General features: G+C 30.6%; 15 protein-coding genes and 2 pseudogenes. 15 read left to right on the top strand and 2 right to left on the bottom strand.

Features of this window, described 5'->3' with window-relative positions:
• Positions 1-350: 350 nt before the first annotated feature.
• The 3 genes from CAAU_RS15635 to CAAU_RS11235 all read left to right on the top strand — a co-directional run bounded on the left by CAAU_RS15635 (position 351) and on the right by CAAU_RS11235 (position 2,293).
• Complete coding sequence (locus CAAU_RS15635; RefSeq protein WP_008909565.1) at positions 351-842, top strand: O-antigen ligase family protein; 492 nt, start codon at positions 351-353, stop codon at positions 840-842.
• A gap of 279 nt (positions 843-1,121) precedes the next feature.
• Positions 1,122-1,547, top strand: coding sequence for a glycosyltransferase family protein (locus CAAU_RS11240; RefSeq protein WP_008909564.1), 426 nt, complete (start codon positions 1,122-1,124; stop codon positions 1,545-1,547).
• On the top strand, positions 1,484-2,293 hold the full coding sequence (locus tag CAAU_RS11235) for a glycosyltransferase (protein ID WP_040306556.1): 810 nt from the start codon (positions 1,484-1,486) through the stop codon (positions 2,291-2,293). Before CAAU_RS11240 ends, CAAU_RS11235 begins: the two co-directional genes overlap by 64 nt.
• Before the next feature lie 318 nt (positions 2,294-2,611).
• On the opposite strand, the gene CAAU_RS11230 is transcribed toward CAAU_RS11235, so the two are convergent.
• Both CAAU_RS11230 and CAAU_RS15260 read right to left on the bottom strand, forming a co-directional pair.
• Positions 2,612-2,929, bottom strand: a complete 318-nt coding sequence (locus CAAU_RS11230; protein WP_040306555.1) for a transposase — start codon at positions 2,927-2,929, stop codon at positions 2,612-2,614.
• A 234-nt stretch (positions 2,930-3,163) separates the two neighbouring features.
• Positions 3,164-3,904, bottom strand: a pseudogene (locus tag CAAU_RS15260) (IS3 family transposase); the annotation flags it as partial.
• Between the two features lie 40 nt (positions 3,905-3,944).
• Here CAAU_RS15260 and CAAU_RS14365 point away from each other — a divergent pair.
• The 12 genes and pseudogenes from CAAU_RS14365 to CAAU_RS11180 form a co-directional block, all read left to right on the top strand.
• A pseudogene (locus CAAU_RS14365) lies at positions 3,945-4,204 on the top strand (DegT/DnrJ/EryC1/StrS family aminotransferase); the annotation flags it as partial.
• A 49-nt stretch (positions 4,205-4,253) separates the two neighbouring features.
• Positions 4,254-5,570, top strand: a complete 1,317-nt coding sequence (locus CAAU_RS11220; protein ID WP_008909560.1) for a nucleotide sugar dehydrogenase — start codon at positions 4,254-4,256, stop codon at positions 5,568-5,570.
• A gap of 9 nt (positions 5,571-5,579) precedes the next feature.
• Positions 5,580-7,136, top strand: a complete 1,557-nt coding sequence (gene murJ / locus CAAU_RS11215; protein ID WP_008909559.1) for a murein biosynthesis integral membrane protein MurJ — start codon at positions 5,580-5,582, stop codon at positions 7,134-7,136.
• Positions 7,137-7,165: 29 nt separating this feature from the next.
• Positions 7,166-8,365, top strand: a complete 1,200-nt coding sequence (locus tag CAAU_RS11210) for a DUF6361 family protein (protein ID WP_008909558.1) — start codon at positions 7,166-7,168, stop codon at positions 8,363-8,365.
• A complete protein-coding gene (locus CAAU_RS14005) occupies positions 8,358-8,918 on the top strand; it encodes a hypothetical protein (protein ID WP_008909557.1) in 561 nt (186 codons plus the stop codon). The genes CAAU_RS11210 and CAAU_RS14005 overlap by 8 nt, the downstream gene beginning before the upstream one ends.
• 20 nt (positions 8,919-8,938) lie before the next feature.
• Positions 8,939-10,108, top strand: a complete 1,170-nt coding sequence (locus CAAU_RS11205) for a phospholipase D family protein (protein ID WP_008909556.1) — start codon at positions 8,939-8,941, stop codon at positions 10,106-10,108.
• Positions 10,105-13,368: a DEAD/DEAH box helicase gene (locus CAAU_RS11200; RefSeq protein ID WP_008909555.1), complete on the top strand. Its 3,264-nt coding sequence runs from the start codon at positions 10,105-10,107 to the stop codon at positions 13,366-13,368. The genes CAAU_RS11205 and CAAU_RS11200 overlap by 4 nt, the downstream gene beginning before the upstream one ends.
• Positions 13,369-13,457: 89 nt before the next feature.
• Positions 13,458-13,631 carry a hypothetical protein gene (locus tag CAAU_RS14935; RefSeq protein ID WP_008909554.1) on the top strand — a complete coding sequence of 58 codons (174 nt, stop codon included), beginning with the start codon at positions 13,458-13,460 and terminating at the stop codon, positions 13,629-13,631.
• 107 nt (positions 13,632-13,738) lie between these two features.
• Positions 13,739-14,215 carry a hypothetical protein gene (locus CAAU_RS11195; protein ID WP_008909553.1) on the top strand — a complete coding sequence of 159 codons (477 nt, stop codon included), beginning with the start codon at positions 13,739-13,741 and terminating at the stop codon, positions 14,213-14,215.
• Positions 14,216-14,294: 79 nt separating this feature from the next.
• Entirely contained in the window at positions 14,295-15,968 is a 1,674-nt protein-coding gene (locus CAAU_RS11190) for a phospho-sugar mutase (protein WP_008909552.1), read from the top strand.
• 75 nt (positions 15,969-16,043) lie between these two features.
• Positions 16,044-16,826, top strand: coding sequence for a hypothetical protein (locus CAAU_RS11185; RefSeq protein ID WP_008909551.1), 783 nt, complete (start codon positions 16,044-16,046; stop codon positions 16,824-16,826).
• Positions 16,827-16,866: 40 nt separating this feature from the next.
• Positions 16,867-17,595 carry a hypothetical protein gene (locus tag CAAU_RS11180; RefSeq protein WP_008909550.1) on the top strand — a complete coding sequence of 243 codons (729 nt, stop codon included), beginning with the start codon at positions 16,867-16,869 and terminating at the stop codon, positions 17,593-17,595.
• Positions 17,596-17,601: the final 6 nt, after the last annotated feature.

Below are 17,601 nucleotides of genomic sequence, written 5' to 3'. Positions count from 1 at the left end.
AAGAGCATGGCGAGAAAACCCAGTAGGGCCGTATTTAGAGGGGACCTTATCTGGTAATGGAGATAAATCAAGATTTTCAAAGAGGGTTGTATAAAAATTGATAAGTTTTTGAGAAGTAAAAAATTCAATAATGTTAAAAATTTCTTGACGTTGATACATAGAGATTTCCTCCTTTTTGTTGTTAAATTGAATGTTGTTATATTAATATAATTCGACAAAAAAGGAGGAAATCCTATGAAATATATTTGTGAGTGATAAAAAAATTTAGCCATAGCAGGCTAGTAATTTCAAGGCTTTAAAATTATGCTCAAGGCTATTTATTATAGAAAAAAAATAATAAAAATATAATAATGTTTCTGCTTATATTAAGTGTATTAATACTTACAATATGTAGTGTTACGTACTTTTATTTAGATACAAGATTTACTTCATATTTATATAATAATTTATACGGTGGTGATTTAGTAAGGCTTGAATTAGCAAAACAGACGTTTAAATTAGCTAAAGATTCATTGTTTCTGGGTTTAGGCCCAGGACAGACTATAATTAATATAGGTGTTAATCCACACAATATATTTTTAGAAATAATGGCAGAATATGGAGTGTTTTTTTTAATGGGTGTTCTATTAATATATATTAAGATATTAATGATGTATAACAGCATAAATGAACCATTTATTTCTTCGCTAATACTATCATTTTCAATCTCTTTTTTATTTCTTACTGTTAGCTCTAGTAGTCTAACACGCATATATCCTGTATGGATAGTATTTGGATTATTGTTTTCTATTGGAAATATATATTCATTTAAAAAAAAGGTTAATAATCAAAAGAAAAAATGAAGCGCATATACGTTAGAATTATATTATTATTAAATTTTGATTGTTGAGTTTTATGCTATTTTATACATTTAGCCTATATTATAAAATAAAAGTGCCAATATGTTTTGATATAGCAAAGAAGTGAATTAATATATCTCTATAATTGAGACTGTATTATCATTTGAAAGGGTTAATTTTTCAATTTATATTTATAATGTTATTACAGATTCTAACAAAAAATTATAAAAAACAGAATTAAATAATACATTTATATTGTTAAAATATAAAAGGAGGGATAATTTGAAGATTTTTGTAATACCATCATGGTATCCATCAAATACTAAACCTAATAATGGTTCATTTTTCAGAGAACAGGCACAGACTCTTTTGGAGCTAGCAAATGATGTTGTTTTATTAAACGGTACCTTTCGTTCTAGGGAAGCTTATTTTTCTTCTGAGAATTTTAAACTAATAAAGTATTTTGATGAAGGATTGTTAACCTATCAGTTTGTAATACCAAATTTCATGTTAAGTAGGAACGCTTGGATGGGTATTTCTATGGCTAAATGGAGTATTAATAAAGTGTTTCATTCTGCAGTAGAAGATCACGGTTATCCGGATATTATACATGCACATTCTTTTTATCCAGCAGGATATGTTGCATGTTTATTAGGGAAAAAAACAAAATACCTGTTGTTGTTACTGAACATAGTAGTAGAGTTTTAACCAAATCTTTGTCAAAGCAACATATAAAATATTTATATAAAACTGTAGATATGTCAGATGCTTTTTTATGTGTTTCTCAAAAGTTGCTTGAAAGTGTCGAAGAATTAACAAAAATAAGTGGTAAAATACTAGTTTTTCCTAATATGGTCTCAGATAAGTTTATTTTATGCAATGATAAAAAGAAAAATGAAATATTTACATTTTTGTCTGTAGGAAATTTAGTTAAAAGCAAACGCCATGATATAGTAATTGATGCATTTTGTAAAGCGTTTACCATAAATGACAGAGTTCAATTGAGAATTATAGGTGATGGTGAAGAAAGAAAATTTCTGGAAAATAAAGTAATGAAATTAAATAGAGGCAATCAGGTTATTTTATTGGGTCATTTGTCACGTGAAGATGTATCAAAAGAGATGCAAAGATCAGATGCATTTGTCCTAGCAAGTGAATTTGAAACATTTGGTATTGTATATATAGAAGCAATGGCTTCTGGTAATCCTGTAATAACTTTTAAAAATGGTGGAAGTAATAATTTAATTAATAAGGAAAATGGTATCCTTTTAGAAGAGAATACTGTTGAGGCTTTCTCACATGCTATGAGATACATGTTTGAAAATAGGGAAAAATATAACAGTTATAACATTTCCTATAGTTGTATATCCAAATATGGTAAGAAAGCTTATAAAGAGAAATTATATGAGATATATAATGGTGTGATTTTAAAAAAGCAAGTAAGTGGTAATTAAAAGTAAAAGTATAATGAATGTTACTTATAGTGATAATACTCATATGTACATGTAACTTAACAAAAATGGTATTTTATAAAAATTTGTTAAAAATCCTAAAAATGTGTACTAAACGAATCTATAAATAACAATAAAATGGTTAACAGTTAATATTGTAATTGAGGAATTTGCACAATAAAAAATTTTAAATTAACTAAATGTGGATTACTTTAAAATATATAAAATTACTTTAATTATTGTGGATAATGTTTTTTAGTGTTTACAGCAATTGTTTCTGTAATTATTGTTATACAATTTAATAATGCCAAAGATTTAACCTTATGAAATCCAGATATAATAGCTTGGTGTAAATGCTGAACCATAGAATTCTTTAAGCTGTTTTATTAAAGGTATTGCTGCAATGCTATCATTTTTACTTGCAGGAGTAATAATTACATTGAGCGGAAGCTCGCTTTTGCAATCAGCAAGTATATGAGTCTTCCAGCCAAACCATTTAACATCATTGCCATCAGTATCCTTTTTTTTCAAATGAGGGGAAATACCATTGTTCTCAATTTTAGACTTAGGCTTTGGACTTTCGAAGGAATCCAATTTTGTAGAATCTATTGCTACTTCGGTTCCATCGATGATACTCAATTTCTTAGCTTTTAAAACTAAGTCTTTAAATTCCTCTTGCAAGTAATCAGATGAGGAAATTTTATCAAGAAACCTACTAAAGGTTGATTCAGAAGGTGCTTTTTTTAATATCTAAACCACAGGAATATCTTAAAACAGGATCTGAATTAAGTCTTTCTACGAGACTATGTGGATTTATGTCAATATAGTAGACACAAAAACACGAATTTTTTATGCTAATTTTTTAGCCCTATTCTAGCATTGCTGAGGGATAATATACCCTATGCTGCTATGGATCCTCTTTCTGTTATACCATGATTCTATATATTCAAATATTGCCAGCTTTGCAGCATTAAAATCATAGTAGGTTACTAGATTAACTTCTTCTTTTTTAGGGCAGCATGAAAAGACTCAATACAGGCGTTGTCATAGGGATTTCCCTTGCAACTGAATGAGCGAATGAATTTAATTTCTGATATATATTATGCAAATTTAGAGCTTGTATACTGTGATCCTAAATCACTGTGCACTGTGTAATATGACCTGTTCACCTGGTTTCTGACATTCATAAGCGTTTTTTACAGCTCTAATTGCTAAATCAGTATCCATAACCTTATCAAAGGCGTAGCCTATGATTTTTCTATTATGAAGGTCCATCACAGAAGCAAGGTAACACCATCCATCACGCAGAGTATGGATATATGTAATATCGGTAACCCATTTTTCGTTGATTATAGTTGTGGAAAAATCTCTTTTTAAGATGTTTTCCCTTTCTTCTAACTTGGTTTTAGATGAGTGGGGCTTATACTTCTTACAAACTATTGACTTTATCCCCAAATCATTCATGAACCTTTGAACTCTCTTTAAACTTATGAATTCTCCCTGATTTATTAGTATTTTATAGATCTTAGGAGCTCCATAACGTTTTTTATTATCATTATATATTTTAAGAATTTCTTCTTTTAATCTTTTATTCTCAATACTTCTTTTATTTTCAACATGCATAACTTCTTATGAAGATAAAAGATGTAAACATATTTATCACTTATATATACTTCAACATGAAGAAAGAGAAGAAATAGATTTTTAAATGATAATGGAGTTGCTACAGGTATTTATTATCCAGTTCCGCTTCATTTACAAAATGTATATAAATATTTAGAATATAAAGAAGGAGATTTATCTGTTTCAGAAAGATTGTCAAAAAGAACTTTTGCAATTCCTTTATATCCTGAAATTAAATTAGAACAACAAGAATGTTTTGCTTATTTGATAAGAAAATTTGACAACAAATAAACTAAAATTTAACTATATTATTTAATTTAATATATGGGAGGTTCTATTTATGTATTACAAAAATTCTTTATTAGAAAAAATTAAAAATAAAACAGCTATAATCGGTGTTGTTGGTTTAGGTTATGTTGGGCTGCCCCTTGCAGTTGAAAAGGCAAAGGCAGGTTACAAGGTAATAGGTTTTGATATTCAGCAAAAAAGATGCGATATGGTAAACGAAGGACACAACTACATAGGGGACGTTGTTGATGAGGAGCTTGCTGATCTTGTTAAAAAGGGAATGATCTATGCAACTACAGATTATTCAAAAATTGCAGAGGTTGACTGCGTTGCAATATGCGTTCCAACACCACTTGATAAGTATAAGCAGCCGGATATAACATATGTTGTAAATTCAACAGAGAGCATAGCAAAGTATCTTCATAAGGGAATGCTTGTAGTTTTAGAGTCAACAACATATCCAGGAACAACAGAGGAAGTTGTAAAGCCAATACTTGAAAAGACAGGATTAAAGTGTGGAGAGGACTTTTATCTTGCCTTCTCACCAGAGAGGGTTGACCCAGGTAACAAGTTCTTCAAGACAAAGAATACTCCAAAGGTAGTAGGTGGGGTTACTAAGGACTGCACAGAGATTGCAGCAACTTTATATAGAAACGTTTTAGAAGGAGAAATATTTACAGTATCATCACCAGCGGTTGCAGAGATGGAAAAGATACTTGAAAATACGTTTAGAAATATAAACGTAGCCCTTGTAAACGAAATGGCCATTCTTTGCGAAAGAATGGGAATAGACGTATGGGAAGTTATAGAAGCAGCAAAGACAAAGCCATACGGATTTATGGCATTCTATCCAGGACCAGGTCTTGGTGGTCACTGCATTCCAATAGACCCATTCTATTTAACATGGAAGGCAAGGGAATATGATTATCATACAAGACTAATTGAAATAGCAGGGGAAATAAACGACTACATGCCAGAGTTTGTTGTGGAAAAGGCATCACACATATTAAACGACTTTAAAAAGCCACTTAACGGTTCAAAGGTTTTACTTTTAGGTGCAGCGTATAAGAAGGATATAGATGATTTAAGAGAATCACCAGTATTAAAGGTTATTGAACATCTTGAAAAGAGAAATGCTAAAGTTTCATACAACGATCCATATATACCAGAGTTTACACACAACGGAAAGCATTATGTGTCAGTTGAACTTACAGAAGAAACTTTAAAGGATGCGGATATAGTAATAATAACAACAGACCATTCAAAGTATGATTATGATTTTATAGTAAAAAATGCAAAGGTTGTATTCGACACAAGAAATGCAACTAAAGAAGTTTTAGAAAACCGAGACAAGATAATAAAGTTATAAGGTGATAAAATGAATAAGAAATTGCTAAAAGGTTCGATAATTATAATTATTTTCACTATTCTAAGCAAACTTCTAGGGTTTCTTCGTGAAACCCTTCTTGCTTTTAGGTTTGGTGCATCTTATGATACGGATATATATACCTTTGCAATAGGGCTTGTTATGCTTATTTTTGGAAGCATTGGAAGTGGAATTGGAACAACTTTTATTCCAATTCTTACGGAGTTTATTGAAAAGAAAAGTAAAGAGGATAGGGTAAGGTTTGTTAACAATGTTATAAATATCGTTGGAATAATAGTAATTGGGTTTATTTTATTTGGAATCATTTTTTCAAAATATATTGTAATGCTATTTGCACCTGGGTTTAGAGGAGATTTGGTTGTTTTCAATAGGGCTGTTGCTGTATCAAAGATGATGTTTATTTCGATGATCTTTATTGCAATGCAAAGTATTTTTACAGGGATATTGCAGTCTCACAAGGAGTTTACAGCTCCTGCCTTTGTTGGAGTTTTGATGAATGTTGTTATAATTTCATATTTAGCCCTTTTGGCAGGTAAGTTTGGCATTTTGGGCTTAACTTTGGCAACTATATTGGCAAACTTTGTTCAGTTTGTATTTTTGGTTCCGAAGTTTAAAGGATTAGGATATAGGTATGAGTTTTATTTCAATTTTAAAGATGAAAACATATTAAGAATGGTTAAGCTTATGGTTCCTGTAATTATTGGAACATCGGTGTCTCAGGTTAATTTTTTAGTTGACAGAATGCTTGCAACAACTGTTGGAGAAGGTTCAATTGCAGTTTTGAATTTTGCAAATAAGCTTAATATGTTTGTTTATGGTATTTTTGCCGTTGCAATAACAACGGTTATATACCCAACCCTTTCTACATATTCTGCCCAAGAGAATTTAAAGGCATATAAGGATGCGCTAATTAAGGGGATAAACGTAATTTTACTTATTATGCTTCCTGCAACAATGTGGATGATGGTTTTAAGGCAGCCTATTGTTGATATTGTATTTAAAAGGGGAGCCTTTGATAATAATGCTGCCTATTTAACATCCCTTGCACTTCTATTCTATTCCCCAGGTATGATTTTTGTAGGCGTTAGGGATGTTATAGGAAGGGCCTTTTATTCCATTAAGGATACAAAAACTCCTATGATAAATGGTGTTGTAGGGGTTGTTTTGAATATAATTTTAAATATCGTTTTAGTTAAAATAATGGGGGTTTCAGGACTTGCCCTTGCAACATCGATTTCTGTAATTGTTGTTACATTGCTTTTAATAAGAAGTTTGAATAGGAAAATTGAGGATATAGGGATGAAAAAGCTTATAAGTTCCTTTAATAAGATGCTTTTATCTTCTCTTGTTATGGGGGCAGTTGTGTTTGTTTTAAATAAATTTTTGCAGCTTAAGTTTGGGACAGGCTTTAAGGGAGATGTGATTTCGGTATTTGGCTGTGCCTTTGTTGGGGCTTTGGTTTACTTTGGAATGATTCATATTTTTAAGCTTGAGGAATATGTGTATTTTGTAAATATTGTAAAGAAAAAGCTAAAAAAAGCTGCTTGATTTAATTATTGTTATTTAGGAGGACCAATATGCCAAATTTTCTTATTGATTGGGTTGATTTTTCGAAAGAACAAAGGAAAAGGGTTTTGGATGTTATCAATCTTTTAACTGAGCCTGGTGCTGTTGATGAACTTGGAGTTGGTGTTATTAGGGATGCCTTTTCAGATATATTTTTCCCAGGAACATCAACTATCCAAACAAGGGCTAAATATTTTTTGATTACAGGTTATATTTTAAAGGAAATAGAAAAATTAAATAGGATGACGCCTGAAAAATTTATTGAAAAACTTCATGATGAGGAGTTAAGTTTGATTGATGTTTTAAAAAGGAGTGGGGAAACAGGGGTTATAGGACAAGAGTCGGGAAAAAGGCTAAAAAGAAAGCCATCGGATATATATTGGAATGGTATTAAGACATATGGCATATTTACTGACAAAAAAATGTCTATATATGATTATGCTAAAGTTATATGCAGGTTAAATGAAAGGAAGGAAAAAACCAAGTCATTAGGGAAAAAGAAAAATGAAGATGATGAGGATGCAGATGATAAAGATGCTGAACTTACAGATGGCTATATTAAGTTTTGGAATTTGCCGTATTTTCCAGATAATTGGAGGGAAAATATTTTGATAAATTTAACTAAAGAGGAAGCAGAATTTTTAAAGGAAGCGATAATAAAAAGCTGCAGTGGAACTATGCTTGCCTATATATTAAAAAATGAAATAAAGGGAATTCTAGATATTAAAAGTTTCGATGAATTAGAGGGTATAATTAATTTGTTCCCGGATGATATAAAAAAAGACTTTTTTATGGCAAGAGATTTTGCAAATTTTATATATGGTGCCCATATTAGGTATAACGTAATCCTTTCAAATGGTGAGGATGAACGAGTTGATGATGAATGGGAAATATGGAAAGGAAATATTAAAAAATTTGCTGAAATAGATATAAATAGCGTTATTGCAAGGTGTAATGTTAAAAACAGAAGACTTGTTAATTTTCTTTATAATTTAAAAGATGCAATGCTTAATGAAGATATAGAAAAATTAGATAAGATTATAATTGAAAGGGAAAAGGATCTTAAAGGTCCAAAGAGGGCAAAACTTTTAAACAAGGAAAATTTTATTTATAAAGGATGGGTTGGCATTGATAAATTGCAGTATAGATTTCCAAATGCAAGGAGAATTATAGAAGATATATTTAATGGATTGGGTGGGGAAGATGTTTAAATTAACTTCAGATAGAATAGATTACAGCAGTATTTTATCAGCACCATTTGGGTATAGATTGGATTTTTGCGTAGGAACCACATATTCGCTGGAACTTGATGCTCTGATTGGGACTTCAATTAGCCTTGGATTATCAGAGGACATTGATGGTTATATAAAGGACAACCCAATTTATATGTTTGAGGCTCTTAGTAAAACAGCGGATAAAACAGCTGTTTTTTGTCAGGGGGGACAAATAAAGGCTCCTTTTAAAAGTAATACTTTATATATTTTGCTTGAAAAAATGGTTGCGGAAATAAATATGAAAAACAATAAATCCTTTCATCCTAAAACTTGGTTTATAAAATACACAAATGATAAAGATTCAATATATCGCTTTATTGTTTTAAGCAGAAATTTAACCTTTGACAATAGCTGGGATGTAGCAGTATGCCTTGAGGGAAGGATACAGGATAAAACGATAAAGGAAAAGAATAAGCCTATAAGGGATTTTTTATTAAGCCTAATTAATTTAGAAAATGGTGGTTTAAATATAAGCAAAAAAGAAAAATAAAAAGCTTAGCTGATGAGATTATGCAGGTTAACTTTGAAGTGGACAATAAACTTTTTAAGGATTTTTATTTTCATCCAATAGGAATAGAGGATTATTCGATTGAAGGTATAGATGCATTTAATAAAAGTTTTGATGAGATATTAGTTATATCACCTTTTTTAAGTGAAACGGTAATAAGGCAATTAAATGATTTGGCAAAAAGTAAAAATAATGTTTTGATTACACGAAAATCAGAACTTTCAAAACTAAAAATTAATTCTGCTTCTAATTTTGAAGTATATGCATTAAAGGATATTGTAATAGATGGAGAAAATGCTACAGTGGATTTAGAGAATAATAGGCAAGATATTCATTCGAAAATATATTTGATTGAAAAGGGAAATAAAAGTGAACTTATACTTGGTTCTCTTAATGCTTCTCACAGTGCATTTTATGGGAATATTGAGTTTGTTTTAAGATTAATTTCGAGCAAAAAAAATATAGATATAGCTAAGATAAAAAAAGAAATATTCGGCGAAAGTGAAAAAGAAAATCCCTTTGAAAGGGTTGAACTTGTTGATTTTAAAGAAAATGATTTTTCTTATAACAATCTTGAAAGGGTTATAAAAGAAATATGCAGATCGAAAGTAAGAGGTAAGGTTAAGGCTATAAAAGATAAATATTCTGTTGAAATAGAATTTGAAGGTGATTTTACTTTTGATAATTTAACAGTGACTATTTCACCCTTACTTAAAAATGTAGAAAAGATCATTTCAAAAAATATAGTTTTTGATAATTTAAATCTTCTTGAGCTTTCTGAGTTTTATTTAATTAAAGCTTTAGATGGTGAAGATGAAATAAGAAGGGTTATAAAAATATCATTAGAGGGTCTGCCTGAAAATAGAGAACGAGCTGTGGCCAATAATATAATAAGAGATAGGAATGTATTTGTTCAGTATGTAAACTTTTTATTAGGTGAAGACTATCTTTTATCGGCAGTAGAAAATGAAAACACATCTAATAGAGGATTTTCTCATAATAGCTCAGTTGCTTTGTCTGGGTTATATGAAAAGATGTTAAAGGCAGCGGTTTACTCTAAAGAAAAGTTTGAGGATATAAAACGATTAGTCGGGTTGATAACAGATAAAAATATAATACCAGAGGAATTTTACGAAATATTTAGTTTATTTGAGAAGGTGGTAAATAAATGAATTTGAGCTGCATTGAAGAAGAAGTTTTAAATAGCCTTAAGGATTTTCAAAGGGCTACAGTTGAGCATGTTTTTTCCCTCTTTATTAATGGACAAAATAGAGTTTTGGTTGCCGATGAGGTTGGCCTTGGTAAGACATTGATTGCAAAGGGAACTATTGCAAAACTTGCAAGGCATTATAAAGAAAAGTATAAAAAAGATATTTTTAAAGTAGTATATGTCTGCTCTAATTTAAATATAGCAAATCAAAATATAAGGAAATTGAAGGTTACAGATAATGATTATATAGATAATATATCTGATACAAGAATATCAATGCAGCATTTAAAGGTATTTGAGCAGGAAATAGAGCTTAAAAACAACGGAAACTATATTCAACTAATTCCAATAACGCCTTCAACATCATTTAATCTAATAAACGGTGGTTATGGCAATGCAGATGAGAGGGCTCTGATCTTTGTAATTCTTAAGGAAATGGGAATATTTAATGATTATTTAAAGGAATTAAATATTATCCTTACTGATACTGCAACATCAAGCTTTAATAACAAATTGTTAAAATACGAAGAAAGGGTAAAAAGGTGTAACGAAAAGACAAATGGTAAATATTTAAAAACGATCATTGAAAAAATTAAAAGCTATAGCAACTTTAAAGAAATATATGATGAAACAGTTAAAGTATGTTTAGATTTAAGAAATAATAAAATAGGTAAAAAAACAGTAATTTATAGGCTGATATCAAAATTAAGAATAATGTTTGCAAGTATTAGCCTTGATTTTTTAAATCCGGATTTAATAATAATGGATGAATTTCAGCGATTTAAATTTTTGATTAGTGAAGATAGTTCTACAGAAATCGGCCTTTTGGTCAGCAAATTTTTAAAGGGTAAAGAGGAAAAGGTGCTTCTTTTATCTGCAACTCCATATAAACTTTTTTCTACTATGGAGGAAATAAGCGAAATTAAACTTGATGAACATTATGTGGAATTTTTTGAAGTAATTAATTTTTTGTTTAATGATGAAATAAAACTTAAAGAATTTAAGGAAATTTGGAAGGATTATTCAATAAAGTTAAGGGAGTTAAATTTCGATTTTATATCCGTTATTGAGGCAAAAAATAACGCTGAAGATGCTCTATATAGGGCAGTCTGTAGAACAGAAAGAATATCTGCAATTGAAGAAGGGGACTTCGTTGATGATAGGGAAGCTAAAGAGACATTAAAAATCAGCGAAAAGGATATATTATCATATATAGAAGCTGAAAGTTTGATTAAGGAAATTGGTTTAAAATTTAGCGTTCCAGTTGATTATGTAAAATCATCGCCTTATATAATGTCCTTTATGAGGGAATATAAGCTTAAGGAATACATAGAAAAATATTTTAAAGATAATCCTCAGGATATACATCTTGCTGAAAAGAAATTATTGTGGATTGACGAGGATGCTGTAAGAAGATATGAAAAAATTGATATAACAAATTCTAGGCTTCAAAAACTTTTAGATGAAGCTTTTAAGAATAATTCACAGCTTCTTCTGTGGGTTCCACCTTCAAAGCCTTATTACGAATTTAAAGGATTCTTTAAAGGCAACGAAAATTTTTCAAAGATATTAGTTTTTTCATCATGGGAAATGGTCCCAAGAATGATAGCTTCATTAGTATCGTATGAATGTGAAAGAAGGACTATAGGGAAGCTTTTAGAAGTTTCTTCAAATAAGCAAAATGCAGATTATTTTGCGCCAAACAATAAAAGATTTCCTTATCCAAGATTGAGATTTAGCTTGCTTTTAGAAAGTCCCCAGGCTATGAGTTTATTCTGCCTTTTATATCCTTCTAAAACGCTAGCTAATCTATATGATCCAATAAAGTATCTTAACGAAAAAAAGACTTTGTCGGAAATTGAAAAGGATTTAAAAGAAAAAATAAATAAATTATTATCAAAACTAAAAATATACCAAGAAACCACCAGCAGAGAGGACGACAGATGGTATTATTTAACCCCACTGCTCTTAGATGATGGTGTTTATGTTGAAAATTGGTTTGATGCTTTAAATGGGGTAATAAAGGAGCTTGTGGATGATGAAAAAGGGGCAAAGGGATTTAAAGCCCATATTCAAAAATTAAAAGAATATTATGATTTAAAGTCTAAATTAAAATTAGGAAAAATGCCAAAGGATTTAGATGATGTGCTTGTTAATATGGCAATATCTTCACCAGCAGTTTGTTCATACAGGACATATGAAGGCAACAGTTTATATGCTACAAAATTTGCAAAGGCTGTTATGGACATGTTTAATAAACCAGAAGCTATAGCTGCAGTTGATTTATCCTTTAATGATGATGGCTTGAAAAAGGAAAAACAAAAAAATATTTTTGCAAGGTTATTAGAAAGAATAGGAGTTGAGAGTGAAGATAGGGCCTATTGGAAAAATGTTTTGCTTTACTGTAAACATGGTAACTTTCAAGCGCTATTGGATGAATATAAACATATGATAATTGACTTATACTCTATAAAAGATTCAAAAGATAAGATTAAAATCATAGGCGATACTATGATTGAAACAGTAAAAACTCATACTGCAAGTTATAAAGTTGATACCCTGAAAAGTTTTAAAGGAAGAATAAAAGGTGAAAAAACAGAGGATATTCAGATGCGCTCCCATTATGCAGTATCCTACCATAAAAGCGATGAGACCACTTCTGATACAAATAGAAAGGAAAGCATAAGAAAGGCATTTAATTCCCCATTTAGGCCCTTTGTTTTAGCAACTACATCTATTGGACAAGAGGGTTTGGACTTTCATTTATATTGCAGAAAAATAATGCATTGGAACCTTCCTTTAAATCCTATAGATTTAGAGCAGAGGGAGGGCAGGATAAATAGATATAAGTGCCTTGCGATAAGGCAGAATTTAGTTAAGAGGTATGGGGATAGAATTACTTTTAAAAATGATGTTTGGGATGAGATTTTTGATTATGCAACAAAAGAGCTTAAGAAGGATGAATCAGACTTAGTGCCATATTGGTGCATACCAGACAATCAAGAAATAAAGATTGAAAGATTTGTTCCTGCCTATCCGCTTAGTAAAGATGTTGAAAGGTATGAAAGGATAATTAAAATATTATCTCTTTATAGGTTAACTTTAGGACAGACAAGGCAAGAGGAGCTTTTAGAACACATTTTTGAAAAATATTGCGATGTAAAGGAATTAAAGAAGCTGTTTATAAATTTAAGTCCGTATTATAAGAATATTAAAAAATGAAATTTAAAGTAATAAATATATCAATACTTTAATAATAATGGTATAATATATATTAGAAGGTGGATTATGTATTAGAAAGGAGGATAACGATGGCGACATCATCTTTTAATAAAAACTTTATTCTAGACAGTGAAAAAGCTGTGGAATCCTTTACTAGGATAATATTAGAAAAACCACAACAACTTAAAATAGATAGAAGCTTAACATCACCTGAGAGACAAAAGGAAGGTGAAAACAAATTAAAACGAATGTTATCTCGCTAAAGAGTTTACTTGAATTAGCAGGTATAGAAAAAACGCAAGAGTTATTGACCAATTTTAAATGTAATATAGATTCAGATATTGAATTGTTTTTGAAGAATAGGGCTATAATGTTTGAAAAATTAGGCAAAAGTAGAACTTTTTTAATTTATAATGAAGATAAAGCAGAAATTGAATTTCAAATATTAGCATATTATACTTTGGCTTTACAAGTTTTAAAAGTAGATGAAAAGTTTTCAAATCGTAAAATAAAAGAATTTGATGGATTAAGTGCCAAAATACACGGAGAAAGGATCTTAGAATTTCCAGCAATATTAATAGGACAGCTAGGGAAAAATGATTTGTATAAAGATATTATTAAAGGCGATGAAATAATGAATTACTGTTTAAATACAATTTTAGATGGACAAATGTGCTTAGGTGGACGTCTGATAATGCTTGAGTGTAAAGATGTTCCATATTTAATTAAGTTCTATGAAAGTTATGGTTTTAGAAAAATTGAAAGAGATTATAAAGATAATGAATTATTGCAATTTGTAAAAATTCTAAATGAAAAGGACTTGGTTAATATTGAAAGTGCCGATTAACAAAGGCACTTTTTTAGTTGTAAAAATAAAAGTATTCGTATAAAATAGAAAATAATGCCGTTTTAAGGAGGGGTTTTTGATGGAATATATGGATATGTATAAAAAGTGGCTTGAGTTTGATGAGGATACGAGAAAAGAGCTTGAGGGACTTGATGAAAAGGAAATAATGGAAAGATTTTATAAAGAACTCGAATTTGGAACAGGAGGACTTAGGGGAATAATAGGTGCTGGGACTAATAGGATGAATGTTTACACTGTAAGAAAGGCAACACAGGGACTTGCAAATTATATAAAAAAGCAAGGAATTGAAAATCCTTCTGTTGCAATTGCATATGATTCAAGGCTTTATAGCGATAGATTTGCAAAGGAAGCTGCCCTTATATTAAATGCAAATGGAATAAAGACATATATGTATAAGGAATTAAGGCCAACGCCAATGCTCTCCTTTGCAGTTAGAAATTTAAAATCTACTGCAGGGATAGTTATAACCGCATCTCACAATCCAAAGCAGTATAATGGATACAAGGTTTATTGGTCAGATGGAGGGCAGGTTACAGAGGAACATGCAGAAGGTATCCTAAAGGAGATAACTTCAATTGATTATAGCGATATTAAGACTATGGAATTTGATAAGGCGGTTGATTTAGGCCTTTTTAACTACATAGATGATGAAGTGGAAAAGGATTATGTTGAGCTTGTAAAGGGACTTACTGTTAATTGGGATGTTGTTGAAAGGGTTAAAGATACTTTAAAGGTTATATATACACCACTTCACGGAACAGGAAACAAGCCTGTAAGAAGGGTTTTAGAAGAGATTGGGTATAAAAATGTTTATGTTGTAAAGGAGCAGGAAAATCCAGATCCAAACTTTTCAACGGTAAAGTATCCAAACCCAGAGGAGCATGAGGTTTTCACAAGGGCAATTGAAATGGCAAAGGAACTTGAGGCGGATTTGATTATAGGAACAGACCCAGATTGCGACAGAGTTGGGGTTGTTGTTAAAAACAAAGAGGGAGAGTATGTCGTTTTAACTGGAAACCAAACAGGTGCCCTTTTAACCCATTATATTTTAGAAAACCTTAAGGCAACAGGAAAGATGCCTGAAAATGGAGTGGTTATAAAAACAATTGTTACAACGGAAATGGCAAGAAAGATTGCAGAAAGCTTTGATGTTGAGATTATGGATGTTTTAACAGGGTTTAAATACATAGGGGAAAAGATTAAGGAATTTGAGGAAAAGAAGGATAGAAAATTTATATTTGGCTTTGAGGAGAGCTATGGATACCTTGCAGGGGATTTTGTAAGGGATAAGGATGGAGTTATAGCCTCAATGCTAATATGCGAGATGGCAGGATTCTACAAGCTAAAGGGAATGAGCCTTTATGAGGGATTAATGTCCTTATACGAAAAATATGGCTACTTTGTTGAGGATTTAAAATCGGTAACATTAGAAGGAATAGAAGGAAGTCAAAGGATTAAGGAAATAATGGAGATGCTAAGAATGGAGCCGCCAAGGGATATAGCAGGAATAAAGGTTAAGGAAGTTAAAGATTACCTAAAGGGAATCGGGGATTTACCAAAGTCAAACGTTGTTCAGATAATCCTTGAGGATGAGAGCATAATCACCGCAAGGCCATCAGGAACAGAGCCAAAGATTAAGTTCTATTTTGCGGTAAAGGGAAAGGATAATGCTGAAGCAAAGGATAAGGTAAAAAGGATTAAGGATGAGTTTTTAAAACATGTTAAATTATGATTAAGTGAATAAAATTATTTGAATATTGACTAAAGTTTTGTTATAATTTTAATTAAAAAGGAAGGGGGTAATATAATGAAAAGGGCAAAAAAGATAGCTGCATTTGTATTAACAGTTGCATTTCTAGTTGCATCATTTAATGTAGTTTCCTTTGCCGCAAAGGTTAAATATCCAAAGGTCAGCCTTGTAACTGAAGTTAAATCAAGCTACAATGTATTTGAATCTATCCCTGTTACTGTAAAAACAAATTATTCAGGAGATGTTCAATACAGAGCATACATAGTTGATGAAGCAACAAAGAAAATCTATGATATTTTCAGTGCAAACAAAGATGGATATTATAGAGCTGTTAAAGGTGATAAGGATTTTAATTTTAACGCAAAGATTGCAAAGCCAGGAAAGTATCATATAACTGTAATGGTTAAAAGAAATGGAGTAAAGGTTAATTATGATACTTATGTTAAAACAAAAACGTTCGTTGTAAAGGATGTTAAGTTTGCATTAAAGAGCATAAGCGTTAAATTAAATGGAAGCCAAGTTGTAAATGCGTCTTTAAGTGGAAACACATTTAGCTTTGATTTAACAGGAATGGAAGATAGCGATAGCTTAACTGATATTTTAATAGTTGCAAATAAAAATGCTGTTGTAAATATAGGTGGAAAAGTATTCCCATTAAGCGGAAATGTTTCAAGAAATATAACTCCAAAGATGCTTGGTGTTGACAAGAACCCACCAGAAGGAGTAACACTTGCATCAATGAGAGAAAAGGCTGACAGAAATGGATATTTAAAGGGAAGCATAAGCCTTGTTTCAGGAAAAGAAAAGTTAACTTATAACATTGTTGTAAAGGTTAAATAAGAGTCATCTTTTGATGACTCTTATATTTTAAGGAGGCAATATGAAAAGGATAGTTTATTTTCTGCTTTTAATATTTTTATTTTCTAATACTATTTATGCCAAAAGTAGCATAAGTTTAACTTTCTTGAAAAAGCCAAAGAGCGAGTATTATATCAATGAGCCTATATATATTTCTGTTAAACCAAATAAAATAACAGGGAATGTGGAATATAGGTTTGTTTTATATGATTTAACAACAAAAAAGAGCACAAGCTATTTTTCTAAAAGGGTAAGCTATAGGAATGCTTATAATTTTAAATTTAATATTAAAAATGAAGGAAAATATTACATAATTGTCTATGTTAAAAGGGCTGGGGCTAAAAATTATTTAGCCTCTCTAAAGAGCAGTGTTTTTACTGTTAAAAAGAAAGTTGAGCTAAAGTCGGTAGGCTTAAGTTTAGGAAACGGTGAGGAAAGAATAGGAGATTATAAAAATGATACATTTTATTTTGACCTGTCGGATTTATCTGATGGGGATTCGGTTGTAAGCTTTGATTTTGTGTTAAACGATGATGGATTTATAGTTTTTAACGATTCATATACCTTCGGTGCAAAGGCAAATGTTAAAAGAAGTATAAGGGTGCCAACGGATTTTGGATTTGAGGATGAAGGTGTTGAGGGAGTAACTTTAAAGACATTAAGAGATGCTGGTGAAGAAAGAAGTTTTAATTTTAGTGTTAAGAATAAATATGATTTAAGGGAATATAAAATCAATATAAGGTTTAAGTAATTTGAA

The organism is Caloramator australicus RC3, from assembly GCF_000297115.1.
Taxonomy (GTDB): domain Bacteria; phylum Bacillota; class Clostridia; order Clostridiales; family Caloramatoraceae; genus Caloramator; species Caloramator australicus.
Note: the sequence above shows the minus strand (reverse complement) of the source record. Positions and strands in the feature narration are given on the sequence as shown.